Raw genomic sequence first — 14448 nt, forward strand, 5'->3', positions numbered from 1 at the left:
AGCATTAATCTTTTCTGAAAACATTGAAAAATGGAATTTTCCCTAACTTTGACCCGTACCTATTACCCCTATTTATGAAAATCGCTCTCATTGCCCATGATGGCAAAAAAGCTGACATGGTTCACTTTTTAAGCGGATTTCGCGAGGCTCTGCATAGTGCTGAAATTGACTTGGTAGCTACGGGCACCACTGGAAAGCACATCGAAAAGGCAGGATTTGAAGTAAATCGACTCCTTTCCGGACCAATGGGCGGGGATGCCCAAATCGCCGCCATGGCAGCAGAAAAGCAGTTGGCCGCAGTGATCTTTTTCCGTGATCCCTTGGATAAGCACCCCCATGAACCTGATGTGCAGATGCTCATGCGGATATGTGATGTGCACAATATCCCTTTGGCCACAAACCCTGCTTCAGCAGAGCTGATGTTTAAAGCCTTAACACAAACCTATGGAACTTAAAAGTATCAAAAAGATAGGCGTTTTGACTTCAGGAGGTGATGCTCCGGGAATGAACGCCGCTATTCGTGCTGCCGTCAGGGCAGGATTTTATTACGGATTGGAAATGTACGGGATCTACCGAGGCTACGAAGGGATGATCCAAAACGATATCAAAAAGCTGGATTCCAAAAACATCACCCATGTATTGGAACGAGGCGGGACCTTTCTAAAATCTGCGCGGAGTGATGAATTCCGAACCAAAGAAGGAAGGAAAAAAGCTTACGATAATCTGAAAAGCCATGGTATTGATGCCTTGGTAGTGATCGGAGGTGACGGTTCCCTGACCGGTGCACATTTGTTCTATCAGGAATACGGAATACCTGCAGTAGGGCTTCCTGGCACCATTGACAATGACCTATCTGGTACAGATTCAACGATTGGATTTGATACGGCATGCAACACAGCCATCGAGGCCATTGATAAAATCAGAGATACTGCTACTTCCCACGATCGACTGTTCTTTGTAGAAGTAATGGGCAGAGATGCTGGATTTATTGCAATCAATGCAGGTATTGGAAGTGCTGCGGCTTCCATTTTGATTCCCGAGAGAAAAACTCCGGTGGAAACGCTGGTTGAAAAGCTAAAATCCAGAACCAAGGCTAAAAAAACCTCCAATATTGTGATCGTAGCTGAAGGGGGAAAGAGTGGTTCCGCCCAGGAGATTGCCGATAAAGTCAAGAAACACCTTCCCTACTATGATATCAAAGTGACGATTTTAGGCCACTTGCAAAGAGGAGGCGCCCCCACATCCTTTGACCGACTTCTTGCATCCAAGCTTGGCGTGGCTGCTGTAGAAGGCTTAATGCAGGGCAAGTACGATGTGATGGCAGGCTTAATCAATAACAAATTGGTTTACACTCCGATAGTAAAAGCGGTCGTTGGAGACAAGGAAGTAGATGAGGAGGACTTGAGAGTCGCCAATATCCTTTCTACCTAATATTTGATTAATTAAAAATTTTGAAGAGAGACCCACAAAAGGTCTCTTTTCTTTTTTCATTTCACTTGATCTTTTTCTAAGAAATCAATTAGCAAAAATCCAGAAGGGATACTTTTTCCTGATTTTCAATAATTTGGAAAGCAAGGTTACTATTTTTATTAAAAACAGCCATTTCTTTTCTCCGACTTAGCTTTTTCAAAAAATCCTTCTGAGAAATCCCAATTAAAATTGCTGAGGGTTTAGCGAACTATTCCCTATTCCATTTTTCAATCCACCAAAAAGTGCGGGGTCAGCACTCAAAACTCTGACAAAAAAGTCATGAAAAATCACAGAATAGTACAGATCAGTTTATTGGTTTTGCTTATCCTTTTCTCTTTTGTAGAAAAAGGATTTGCCCAATTTACCTCCACTTTCCAAAATGCCGAGTCGGTAGGAAAGGGAAAAGTAGAGGCGGTAGCATGGTACACTTCCACCAGTGCCGGATTTGAAGGAGAGAGGGATGGCGTCCTTAATATTTTTGGTTTGATGGCAGGACTAGGTCTAAGTGACAAAACTGAAATTAGAGTTCGCTATGATCGATTGGGATTGAAAGAAGGTGAAGGAGAAGGCTTCAACAACCTTACTTTTGGGCCAAAGTTTTCCAATGAAACCGGAAGATTTGCTTTTTACCTTCCATTTGGGATAGTCTTCGACGAATTTGACACCAATTGGATGGCTGAACCCTCCTTTATCCTGACTTTTCCAATCGGCGAAAACTTTTTGATCAATGCCACACCGAGTTATATGTATCCCTTTGGCAGCGAAGCCAATTTTGATGACGGACTGGTAAAATTAAACTTGGGTATGGAGGTGAAAATTGACGGAGATTGGAGATTTAGACCTGAAGCCACGCTCATGTATTTTGCTGAATCAATTGGAGATGGCCATTTCCTCAATCTGGGAATAGCGGCTGCTAAAAGATTCTGATCAAAAAAAGAGGCTGGTTCCAAATTTGAGATCCAGCCTCTTTTCCATTTTTAAAGAAAACTATTTTAGATAAACCCGAGAAGCATTCGCTCCCAGTGTCAGCTTTCCGGATACATTTACTCCATCTCCCAATCCAAAAATCACCTCCTTGTACCCTTCAGGCAAAGTAATCTCAACTTCCTCTTTACCCAGATTGTGCACGACAAAAATCTCCTGTCCAGCTGTCTTTCGGAAATAGGCCATTACGCTGGGAGCAAAACCGGACTCCGGAAGTTCCAGCTGACCCAAAGCCAAAGCTGGGTGTGTATTTCTTAGGGTAATTAATTCCTTGTAGTGATTGAAATAGCTTTTGGAATCGTTCAGCTGTTGGGCCAAAGGAGTGACCGTTTTATCGGTTGAATATTTGGATTCAATCCAAGAAGCTCGACCTGTATCTTTTTCCTTAGCATCCCAAAGGAAGGGCTCACGGATATGCTCATCCGGCTTCAATCCCAACATTCCGATTTCTTCTCCATAATACAAATAAGGAGCACCAGGCATGGTAAGTAGGATGGCACTTGCCTGCTTGTATTTATCCGGATCGGATTTCAAGTCATTGAGCAGGCGTGGCTGATCATGATTGGAGGAGAAGGTAGCGTCAATAAAGCTTGGAGTAATCCCCTGATAAAAGTCCAAAACCTCCTTTTGCTTTTCCGCCAAAAGCATCCCGTTTTCCGTGTTTAAGGCTTCGATGAGCGTATAGTGAAAGTCAAAATTAAACAGGGCCGGAAGTCCGGGAAGGTAAGGAGCCACTATTTCCTTTTTGTCATACACCTCTCCTACCAAATACACATCCGGCTTGATGGCTTCCATTTTTGATCGGAACTCTTTCCAAAACTCATGATTATCCAGCGGACGATCATCTGGGAAAATATGCTTGGCTGCATCCAGCCTGAATCCATCTACTCCTACTTCTTCCAGCCAAAATCGGCCGATGTCATAAATCTCTTCACGAACCTTGGGATTGTCGAAATTCAGATCGGGCATTCCTCCCCAGAAAAACCCATAATAGTAATCTTCACCCAGTCCCGGATCGTGCCACTGTCGAATATTGTCTGAATCAAGCGTAATGACTTTTTTGTCCAAGAAAGCAGCAATCGTGTCCTTTTGTGCCCAAACATAGTAATCCCGGTAAGGATTGTCTCTTCCGGATTTACTCTCCTGAAACCATGGATGCTCGGTAGAGGTATGGTTGATAATCATGTCAATCACAATCTTGATATCCCGCTTGTGGGCCTCTTCCAATAGCCTTTTAAAATCCTCCATCGTGCCATAGTCCGGATGTACCGCTTTGTAGTCTGTCACATCATACTTGTGATAGGTCGGAGAAGGCATAATCGGCATAAACCAAATGGCATTGGCCCCTAAGTCCCTCACATAATCCAGCTTTTGGGTAACTCCATTGAAATCGCCGATTCCGTCTCCGTTGGAATCGTAAAAGGACTGAACAAAAATCTCATAGGTGACACCAGCCTGAGGCCAGTAATTTTTGACTTCAGGAGCTTCCTTTTTTTCGCAGGCAAAAAGTACAGTTAGGCTCAAGAGAGAAAGGGTTAATAAGGGTTTTTTCATAGTAAGATGGGTAAAAGAAAAAGTCACCTGCAGCAAGTGACTTTTTCACAGAATTCTAAGATTGATTAGTTTCTATTGATCGCATTGAGCATATCAAAAGCCAACTCCAGTCTCTTCACGAAGTTCTCTTCTCCTTTTCTAAGCCAAGCTCTTGGATCATAGTACTTTTTATTTGGAGAATCTGGTCCTTCAGGATTACCCAATTGGCTTTGAAGATAGCCTTCATTTTTCTTGTAATAATTGAGAATTCCTTCCCAAGTAGCCCACTGCATATCGGTATCGATATTCATCTTGATGGAACCGTAGCTATTCGCCTCCCGGATTTCCTCGACAGATGAACCGGAGCCACCATGGAAGACAAAATTCAAAGGCTTTCCGGTGGTGCCAAATTTCTTGTTGATATACTCTTGAGAGTTTTTCAGAATAATCGGCTTCAAGCTCACATTTCCCGGCTTGTACACTCCGTGCACATTTCCAAAAGCGGCCGCAATGGTGAACAGATCACTGATTTTCTTCAGATGCTCGTAGGCATAGGCTACTTCCTCTGGCTGAGTGTAAAGCTTGGAGGAGTCCACGTCAGAATTGTCCACTCCGTCTTCTTCTCCGCCAGTCACCCCAAGTTCGATCTCGATCGCCATTTCCAATTTGGCCAGCTTCTCGAAGTACTTGCAGGAAATCTCCACGTTTTCGTGCAAAGGCTCTTCAGATAAGTCAAGCATATGCGAGCTGAATAAAGGCTTTTTATGGGTAGCATAGTAGGCCTGACCGGCATCCAAAAGTCCATCGATCCAAGGCAATAGTTTCAAAGCAGCATGGTCCGTATGCAAAATCACCGGTACACCATAGGCTTCGGCCATTTGGTGCACGTGGTGGGCACCGGAGATTCCACCGGCAATACTTGCCTGCTGCTTGTCATTAGGAAGGCTTTTTCCTGCAAAAAACTGAGCGCCTCCGTTAGAAAATTGAATAATGACGGGAGAGTTTACCTTTTTCGCTGTTTCCAATACGGCATTGACTGAGTTGGTGCCGATTACATTGACAGCTGGAAAAGCGAATTCGTTCTCCTTAGCATAAGCATAAAGGTCTCTTAGCTCATTCCCGAACTTTACTCCAGGCTTAAATTTCATAATTTGAGATAGGTTAGGTTAATTTTTTATGAAGCGTTTGTGCAACACGCGTTTGGTATCAAACGCCTCAAAGATATAAATCCCTGCCTTAATTCCCTTTAGATCAAAGTCTAAAATACGCTCATTCGGGGAGGTTTGTCCATCAAAAAGAACCCTTCCGGCCATATCCACCACACGGTAATTGGCCTGTATCATGTCTTCGGGCAGCTCCACTGTAATCGAATTTTGAGAAGGAACGGGATAAATTTTAAAATCCCCATTTGTAAATGGCTCCGGAACTGAAGTCACAAAATCCTCTTGCAAAATTCCGTCTTCCGGCTTTGGAAGCGGCTGATCGGTAAAGAGGTAAAACTCGTTTGGTCTCAAACCCAAGGTGATTTGAGGGGAAGTGACATTAAGTTCCTCTCCGGTGAAATAGTTGTACCATTTCCCTTGTTTTGGAAACTGGATCTGCGCATTTCCTACTGTTACTCCGTCAAAATTTCCAAAAAGGAAAACATCCATCTCAGGGTGATACAGGTAAATCTGCTTGAGAGTCGGACCAAGATTAAGGCTTGCCTGAGTAGGATTGTTAAAAACCGGATAGTTCTTTTTGAGCTTGATCATTTCTCGATACAGCTTATACAAGCGCTGTCTTTCCGGATCATCCAGATAGTTCCAGCGGGTAGGTTTGATTCCCAATCGATCATTGTTCAACTCCAAGTCATAGCCAAATTCTCCAAATTGCCAGAGCATTTTCGGCCCCGGAATCGCAAAATAGAAAGCGGTCATGATCTGATTTCGGTTTACGGCATTCTCCAATACCCTGAGGTTGATCGGACTGGTGCCTCCAAAATTGAGGGTTTCCCACATGACTCGTTCTTCATCATGGGATTCCTGATACGCGATGAGATTGCTTCTGTTCCACCCTCTTCGCTTGTAGTAGGCCCATTCCATGTTGTCATTGGAGCCTTTGGCCAGATTCCGGGAGGTTCCATTCATATTTCCCCAAAACATCATTCCGTAGTTGGCCAATTCGGTTTCTTCGGAATTGTCAGCTAGGTGCTCCAGAATCACGTAAGCCTCCGGATGATTGGCTTTGATGCGGTCGTAAATATTTTTCCAAATAGCCACCCGGCTTGGGTCATACTGCGACCAGATACCCACATTACTTCCACTGTTGACTTGGGTGAAACCTTTAGACAAGTCAAATCGGAATCCATCGAATTTGTATTCGGTCAACCAATAATTATTCACTGAATCTACAAAAGCCTTGGTGTAAATACTTTCGTGGTTAAAATCATAGCCCACATTGAAGGGGTGTGTTGCTTCTCTGTTAAACCATGGATTATCAGGTGTAGGTGCGCCGTAATCGCCATCATTATAGAGTCTTACCATGGGGTTTTGACCAAAAGCATGGTTCAACACCATATCCAAAATCACAACAATACCTCTGCCATGCGCCTCATCAATGAGTCGCTTAAGGTCATTTTTGGTTCCGTAGTATTTGTCAGGAGCGAAAAAGAAAGATGGATTGTATCCCCAGGAAAGGTTTCCTTCAAACTCTCCAATTGGCATCAGTTCGATGGCATTGATTCCCAAATCCTCCAGGTAATCCAGTCGGTCAATTACGGCATTGTAGGTTCTCTTTTCATCAAAATCTCTGACCAGAAGTTCATATACCACCAACTCTTCAGGAGCGGGACGCTCGTAGTTAAGGTTTTTCCAAGCATACTTGTCCTGGGCCGTTTGAAGATAAGTAGCCTGAAACTCGGTTTTGCCTGCCGGATAAGGCATTAATCCCGGATATCTACCTTGATCAATGATTTCCTGATCGTTGAATGGATCTGATGTTTTATCAGCGTATGGATCTCCTATTCGGATACTTCCGTCTACCAGATATTGGAAAATGTATTCTTTTTTAGGTACTAAATTCTCCAGTTTCAGCCAAAAAATCTCTCCATCAGGAGTGACTTTCATTTGATACTCGTTAAGAATTTGCCAGTCATTGAAATCACCGATCACATGGACGATGTTCTTTCCTGGGGCCTGAAGGGCTAAAATGACTTCTGTATCTGAAAGATAATTGATCCCTAGACGAGCTCCAGAAGGTAAAGGAGCGGTCTCCGAAGGGGCAAAAACTACAATATTGACAGATTCCGTATCGGATTGATCTCCTTTTACTGCTTTGGCTGTCAACTGATAATTTCCAGGAGAAGTAGCTGAAAAGGTATAGGCTATCTCATCTGCGTTTTTGGCTTCAGCTACCTTGACTCCATCCAATTCAAAACTCAAATCAGCAGGTTCTGTGGATGCAGCTTTGAAATCGAAAGTTTCTCCCGCATTGAGGGAGACATTAGATGAATTGGGCGAAGTAAATGCTACGGAAAATCCCTGGGCTAAATCGACGAAAATATCCGCATTTGCACTGTTTTTTCCTTCTTTGCTCCCGTCGGCATTTCGGAACACCATTCCCAGTCGGTAAATCGTCAATCCATTGGGATTATCAAAAAATTCATTCGGAGTAAGTTCAAACGTGTAGAGATTAGGCTGCCCTTCGACCTTCTCCATTTTTGCATCCGGATTGGCTGTACCCCATTGAAATGGGACAATTGACCAAGTGGTGGAAGTAGGCCCTGCGGTCACTGCCCCAATATGGATATAGACATCGCAGTTACAGTCTATTAGTCCCGAAGTACCCTTGGTGGCATCATAGATGATTTTAACAGAGGATCCGGCATTGGGAACAGTAGGTTCTGTAGTCACCTGAGCCAAAAGGTTTCCGGTGAAAGCCAGAAGAAAAGCAAGGTTAAAAATAAAGGAATAGAAAGGTTTCATGGGAAGCGATTGGAATAAATAACCGGCTTTCAGATTTCAGAATCCAAAAGCCGGTTATAAGTTATGAGTAACTGAGGTGAATACCCAAACTCAAATTAGTTTTTGGTCAAGGTGTAGGAAGCAACGCCTTCTGGACCAAAGTATAGGGTAATGGTGTAATTACCTGCCTCAGAAATTTGAATATTATCACCACCGGCATTCAATTCACCATTTGATCCTCCATAGTTGAAATCCCAGTTGTTATTTGCTCTGAATTTGAAAGCTCCCACTTTCAGATCAGCAGTGATTTTCAGCTGATTGGTGGCCTTGTCAAATACATTCATCGGAGTGTCGGTATCCCAACCGCCTGCGGTGGCATCACCTACGATTCCCCATCTTCTTACTGGACCAATGGTGTAGGTTTTTGCAGTCAAATCCACGTTGAGCTCGTATGTTCCATCAGCGCTGACTTTGAGATTTTGACCATCCCGCTCCAAAGTACCATCGGCTCCATCATCTCCGTAGTTGATTTCCCAGCTGTTGGTTTCATTGACTTTAAATTCTCTGCTACCTCCGATGATATGAACGAATCCCTTGAATTTGTTATCAAAATTCTCTGAATATAAGACGGTCATTTCATTGGCAGGATCCCATCCCTGATAGTCTCCAGGAACATACATTACTGGGAAAGTCGTAGTCGCATCATAAGGAGTCACCGATAATGTGGTAGTCTCCCCGAAAATCGGACTCAATGGAAGGTTGATGGAAGAACGGACTCTGAATTCCACATTGGCAGCTACTTCTGCAGGCAAACCTTTAGCAAGGATGGCCTCATTGAGCTCCGCAACATTTACATCAATTAAATTGGTTTTGGATTCTCCCAAGTTGACCGGAGCGGCAAAATTTGCTCCTGGAAGATCCATCTGCAGTGTATTGGTGATTTCTCCGGAAGTACCAAAGTCTGCTGCAGAGACAGTGAAGGAAATCACTGCTTCCTCTGCGCCTTCTTTTTCAAGAACAAGTGAAGACCCTCCTGCAGGATCGGTCAACTGAGCACCTGTCTGAGGAATGACAGGTGGCATTTCGTAATTGTCACATGCCCAAAGCATGGGAATTGCTGCAACTACCCAACTTAATCGTCTAGCTACTTTCATAATTCTGAGTTTGATTGTTTTACTTTGAATAATACCATTTTGTATTTCCAAAAGTCAAATTTGAGATGAACGGTAATGCTAAATCAAACCTTATTTTTGGAATCTTAAGTAGAAATTAAAATAGGACTTGAGATGATGCAATAGGGAAAAATGAGTCTACTAAACTTTTTTTTATGCAGACGTTTGCGGTATCGTTTGCATTCATCAACTTTTTTAAAATGAATTATCCTTTTTTTTCTATTTTGAGAGAAATAGCTTTAAATCGATTGCGAAAAGCGACCTTAGTACCAGAATTCAGTCAGTAAACCCAAAACTCCAAAAAGTACAATTTTTCATGAAATTAGAACAAGCTACCATCAAAGACATAGCTAGGGAGCTCAATGTGTCCTCGTCAACTGTTTCTAGAGCTTTGAAAGATTATCCCGGTATCAGCGATGAGACCAAAAGGAAAGTCAAGGAGTTGGCAGAAAAAATGAATTATAGACCAAATGCAATCGCACTTTCGCTAAGAAAGAGCAGGTCGTTTACTATAGGAGTGATCATTCCTGAAGTGGTACATTTCTTTTTCTCTACTGTCATCAGCGGGATTGAGGAAGTAGCCTATTCAAGAGGTTACAAGGTTATCCTTACTCAAACTAATGAGATGATCGCCCGAGAAAAATCCAGTGTTCAGACGATGATGGACAATCAGATCGACGGCATTTTGGTCAGCTTTTCGAAAGAAACTACAGACTTTGACCACTTCAAAAACCTCCTGGACAAAGGATTTCCCATAGTATTTTTCGATCGCATTCCCAACCTTGACCAAACCGTAAATGTAGTAGTAGATGACTACAGCGGAGCCTATGATGCCACCAAGCACCTGATTCAGCAAGGATATAGAAAAATTGTTCATTTGGCAGGCCCTTCCAACCTTAAGATATCCCAAGAAAGACACCGGGGCTATAAGGATGCCCTGACGGACCATGGATTGGAATATAATCCTGATTGGGTGGTAGAATGCACCCATGGCACCGATGACGAGGGACAGAAGATCACAGCAGAAATCCTGAGCACATTCAAAGAAAAACCAGATGCTTTCTTCGCCAATAACGACATGGCCGCTGTCGGTGCCATGCTTGCCTGCAAAGCCGCAGGCATGAGAGTCCCGGAGGACGTTGGAATAGTCGGTTTCAGTAATTGGCAGTTTTGCTCCATGATAGACCCTACGCTCTCTTCCGTGGCTCAACCTGGATTCAAAATGGGAGCAACCGCCACTGAGATTCTCTTGGATTTGATAGAAAAGAAAAAATCAGCAGAGCAATTTCAGGATTCGGTCATGCTAGATACCGAACTTTTGATCAGAAAATCCTCAGTTCGGTAGATTAATTAAATTTTTTTTCGGGATTTTAAGGAAAAAGTTGCAAACGTTTGAATAGGCCAAATCTTTTCAATTTGGCCTTTTCCTTTGTTTAAATGGGGATTTACTGGCTAGTACTCTGATTTTTATCCTAGTTTTTCCTTTCTATTTTAGCAAGGTTTCTTTAGGTATTTTAGGCTTTTACCCATGTCCAGCACCTTGCATTCAATCAGTACATCAAGAAAATCAGTACGCAGTCAATCTTTCGGCTCTGTATTGGATTGGAATTTTGAAAATCCTCTTCTTGAGGGGAGAAATGATCGGGCTCAATTTAGACTGACATTTTTCCAACCAGGGATTGTCCGTATTCAAATCAGTCGATTTGAAGAGTTCCAATCCAACCCCTATTCGGTAATTTCCCAACCCGTAGAGACTGAACTTAGCCTCATTGAGCATGGAAATCACCTCGAAATTCACTCTTCTCTTCTCCAAGTCAAGGTAAGGCTAGATTCTTTTCAGCTAAGTTTTTTCACCTCTGAGGGTAGATTATTGAATTCGGATGATCCCTTATCTGTGTCTTGGATTGGGTCTGAAGTGACCAATTACAAACAGGTACAAAAAGGGGAAAAATTCATCGGCCTAGGAGAAAAAACCGGAAACCTCGATCGATCGGGAAAAGCCTACACCCACTGGAATACCGACTACTTTGCTTATGGAGTCGGAGATGATCCTCTCTACATGAGTATTCCTTTTTATATGGGAGTTCATGAAAATGGAGCCTATGGGATCTTTTTGGATAATACACACAAAACGGTGTTCAACTTTGGCGCTTCTACCAACCGATTCACCTATTTCAGTGCTGAGGATGGAGATTTGGACTATTATTTTATCTATCAACCAGATATCAAAGGCATCATTCAATCCTACACCGAACTGACCGGAAGGATGCAGATGCCTCCCAAGTGGGCTTTGGGATTTCAACAGTGCCGCTATTCCTACTATCCGGATTCGGAAGTATACGCAGTAGCACAGGGATTCCGGGATAAAAAAATGCCCGCAGATGTGATCTATCTGGATATTCACCACATGGAGGCTTACAAGGTATTCACCTTTGATGGAGAAAAATTCAAAGATCCGAAGGCTATGATCTCCACCCTAAAAGCCAAGGGATTCAAAGTGGTGGTGATCATGGACCCGGGAATTAAGACCGAAAAAGGATACCTCCCCTATGAGGAAGGTCAGAAGAAGGATCTTTTTGTCAAGTATCCTGACGGAAAAACCTATGAAGCTCAAGTTTGGCCGGGATGGTGCGCCTTTCCGGATTTCACTCTAGAAAAAACCAGAAAGTGGTGGGCTGAAAAGATGGCCTTTTACACCGAAGCCGGAGTAGATGGCTTCTGGACAGACATGAATGAACCCGCATCTTGGGGTCAATTCACTCCTAATTTGATCGAATTTGGCTTTGAAGGAAGAACTACCTCCCACCGTGAGGCCAGAAATGTGTACGGAATGCAGATGGCTAGAAGTGCCCAAGAGGGAAGCTTTTTTCAAAATCCCAAGAAAAGACCATTTGTCCTTACCCGTTCAGGTTTTGCAGGGATTCAGCGGTACGCAGCAGCATGGACAGGAGACAACGTGGCCTCCGAGGAGCATATGATGGCGGGTATACGTCTGGTAAATAGCTTGGGAATGAGCGGTGTATCTTTTGCGGGATATGATGTGGGTGGATTTGCAGGAGAATCTACACAATCCCTGTTTGCCCGCTGGATGAGTATCGGAGCATTTGCTCCCTTCTATAGAGCACACTCGATGATCAACAGCAACGATGCCGAGCCTTGGGCATTTGGAGAGGAAACTGAGGAAATCAGTCGAAACTACATGAGACTGAGATACAGACTTTTGCCTACCATCTATAGTAAGTTTTACTTGAGCTCAAAGACTGGTCTTCCCTTGTCCGAAAGTTTGGCGGTTCAGTTTGCCCAGGATGAAAAAGTATTCCAGTCAGCATTTCAAAATCAATATTTATTCTGCGACTCCTTCCTGGTAGCTCCGGTAGAAAGCTACAAGGAAATCACCAAAGTCCATCTTCCTAAAGGAGATTGGTACTATTTGTTTTCAGATCAGAAGCATCAAGGTCGGCAGACCATCTATCAGGATTGTCCGCTAAATTACCTTCCCGTTTATGTACGAGGCGGAAGCATCTTTGCTATGCAATCCCAAATAGAACATACTGAAGAATCTCATGACGGGACTTTGGAACTTCATGTCTACCAAGGAAATGAGGAAACCACCTATGTGCATTACGAAGATGAGGGAGAAGGATATGCTTATCAGGAAGGGACCTATTTTTCCAGAGAAATTTCCTTGGACCCTGGCAAAGGCAAACTGATATTTTCATCAGCTGAAGGTGCATACAAGAGTGATTTTGAGCGCATCCGAATCTACTTCCATGGGTTCAAAGTCTCTCAAGTAGAAATTGCAGGTCAGCGCCATTCTCTTCAAATAACAGATTATGCCTTTTTGTCAAGGCTGACTGAATTTGATCCGCTTCCGGAGCACAATCATCCTTATTTCGAGATCGATCAGCTTCCCTTTTTGGAAATAGATCATTTTTCTGAGGCCTTCGAAATCACCGGACTTTCCTAACATCAACCCTCACACCTACCCAAATGACCGATCACAAAAAACGCCTGAGTTTTTGGCAAATCTGGAACATGAGTTTTGGATTTCTGGGGATTCAGTTTGGCTTTGCCCTGCAAGGAGGCTTCATGTCCCGAATCTTCCAAACACTCGGTGCAGACAAGGACACCATTCCCTTTCTTTGGATAGCGGCGCCTTTGACCGGACTTTTGGTCCAGCCAATTGTAGGCTATTTGAGTGATCGGACTTGGCACCCGAAATTTGGAAGAAGAAAGCCTTTCTTCTTTATCGGAGCGGTATTGAGCACCATAGCATTGTTCTTTGCCCCCTACTCTTCAGCCCTTTGGATGGCAGCAGGAGCCTTGTGGATTTTGGATGCTTCCATTAATATTTCGATGGAGCCCTTCAGAGCCTTAGTGGCTGATAAGCTGCCAGACTCACAGCGTTCGTATGGCTTTGTAGTGCAAACTCTGATCATCGGGATCGGAACTTGGGTGGCTTCCAATTTACCTTGGCTGATGACCCAATTGGGCGTACCCAATACTGCCGCGGCAGGAGTAGTTCCAGATTCGGTCAAGTATGCGTTTGGAATCGGGGCTTTAGTTTTGTTTACCTCCATTCTCTACACCATTCTGACTACAGAAGAGTACCCACCTGAAGATTTAGAAGAGTTTGAAAAAGAAAAAGCAGCCAACCAAGGGTTCCTTCATGGATTCAAGGAGATCTTCAGCAATATCTCCAGCATGCCCAAGGTAATGAAGCAGCTGGGATTGGTACAATTTTTCTCATGGTTCGCCTTTTTTACCATGTGGAGCTTTGCCACTCCTGCGATTACCGAGCATGTCTTTGGAGCTACTGATACCAGTTCGGCGGCCTATAATGATGCCGCTGACAGTGTGGGAAATTACTTGGGCACCTATGGTTTGGTTTCCATGTTTTATGCCCTAATCCTCGCATTTGTTGCATCCAAAATAAAAATCAACCGAAGGCTCCTTCATTTGGTCAGTCTGATTGCAGGGGGGTGTGGATTTATTCTCATTTACTTCATCCAAGAACCATGGATGCTTCACATCTGCTTCTCTCTAGTTGGAATCGCTTGGGCTAGCATTTTGTCCATGCCCTATGCCATGCTTTCCAGCTCGGTAAATCCCAAAAAAATGGGGGTTTACATGGGGATTTTCAATATGTTCATCGTAATCCCGCAAATCGTGGCAGCATTAGGAGGAGTAAACTTCCTGTATAAACTGATTTTCGGAGAAGCAGTAATCAACACCATGCTCTTGGCGGGGACATTGCTAATTCTGGCTGGTCTGAGCAACCTTTTCATCACTGACCCGAAAGCAACACATGATTAAAGAATTTTAGCGAAATGTATTTTCCAAAA

The 14448-nt window shown here is 43.5% G+C and carries 10 protein-coding genes; 6 read left to right on the forward strand and 4 right to left on the reverse strand.

Annotated features, from left to right (window positions below; genetic code table 11):
• The first annotated feature begins 74 nt into the window (after positions 1 to 74).
• The 3 genes from AAA942_RS04235 to AAA942_RS04245 all read left to right on the forward strand — a co-directional run bounded on the left by AAA942_RS04235 (position 75) and on the right by AAA942_RS04245 (position 2397).
• On the forward strand, positions 75 to 455 hold the full coding sequence (locus AAA942_RS04235) for a methylglyoxal synthase (protein WP_338218989.1): 381 nt from the start codon (positions 75 to 77) through the stop codon (positions 453 to 455).
• A complete protein-coding gene (gene pfkA, locus AAA942_RS04240; RefSeq protein ID WP_338218990.1) occupies positions 445 to 1431 on the forward strand; it encodes a 6-phosphofructokinase in 987 nt (328 codons plus the stop codon). The genes AAA942_RS04235 and pfkA overlap by 11 nt, the downstream gene beginning before the upstream one ends.
• Before the next feature lie 318 nt (positions 1432 to 1749).
• Entirely contained in the window at positions 1750 to 2397 is a 648-nt protein-coding gene (locus AAA942_RS04245; protein ID WP_338218991.1) for a hypothetical protein, read from the forward strand.
• A 60-nt stretch (positions 2398 to 2457) separates the two neighbouring features.
• On the opposite strand, the gene AAA942_RS04250 is transcribed toward AAA942_RS04245, so the two are convergent.
• From AAA942_RS04250 to AAA942_RS04265, 4 genes are all read right to left on the reverse strand, one after another.
• The gene (locus tag AAA942_RS04250; RefSeq protein WP_338218992.1) at positions 2458 to 4008 is read right to left on the reverse strand and encodes an alpha-amylase family glycosyl hydrolase; all 1551 of its coding nucleotides are present in this window, start codon (positions 4006 to 4008) and stop codon (positions 2458 to 2460) included.
• Between the two features lie 65 nt (positions 4009 to 4073).
• Positions 4074 to 5135, reverse strand: coding sequence for a class II fructose-bisphosphate aldolase (gene fbaA / locus AAA942_RS04255; RefSeq protein ID WP_338218993.1), 1062 nt, complete (start codon positions 5133 to 5135; stop codon positions 4074 to 4076).
• Positions 5136 to 5153: 18 nt separating this feature from the next.
• Positions 5154 to 7952, reverse strand: a complete 2799-nt coding sequence (locus AAA942_RS04260) for an alpha-amylase family glycosyl hydrolase (protein ID WP_338218994.1) — start codon at positions 7950 to 7952, stop codon at positions 5154 to 5156.
• A gap of 95 nt (positions 7953 to 8047) precedes the next feature.
• Entirely contained in the window at positions 8048 to 9085 is a 1038-nt protein-coding gene (locus tag AAA942_RS04265) for a SusE domain-containing protein (RefSeq protein WP_338218995.1), read from the reverse strand.
• A gap of 334 nt (positions 9086 to 9419) precedes the next feature.
• Between AAA942_RS04265 and AAA942_RS04270 the strand changes: the two genes are divergently transcribed.
• From AAA942_RS04270 to AAA942_RS04280, 3 genes are all read left to right on the forward strand, one after another.
• Positions 9420 to 10448 carry a LacI family DNA-binding transcriptional regulator gene (locus AAA942_RS04270; protein WP_338218996.1) on the forward strand — a complete coding sequence of 343 codons (1029 nt, stop codon included), beginning with the start codon at positions 9420 to 9422 and terminating at the stop codon, positions 10446 to 10448.
• A 183-nt stretch (positions 10449 to 10631) separates the two neighbouring features.
• Complete coding sequence (locus AAA942_RS04275; protein WP_338218997.1) at positions 10632 to 13070, forward strand: glycoside hydrolase family 31 protein; 2439 nt, start codon at positions 10632 to 10634, stop codon at positions 13068 to 13070.
• Positions 13071 to 13093: 23 nt separating this feature from the next.
• A complete protein-coding gene (locus tag AAA942_RS04280) occupies positions 13094 to 14419 on the forward strand; it encodes an MFS transporter (RefSeq protein ID WP_338218998.1) in 1326 nt (441 codons plus the stop codon).
• Positions 14420 to 14448: the final 29 nt, after the last annotated feature.

It is taken from the genome of Algoriphagus sp. oki45 (genome assembly GCF_036245605.1).
In the GTDB taxonomy this organism is placed as follows: Bacteria; Bacteroidota; Bacteroidia; order Cytophagales; family Cyclobacteriaceae; genus Algoriphagus.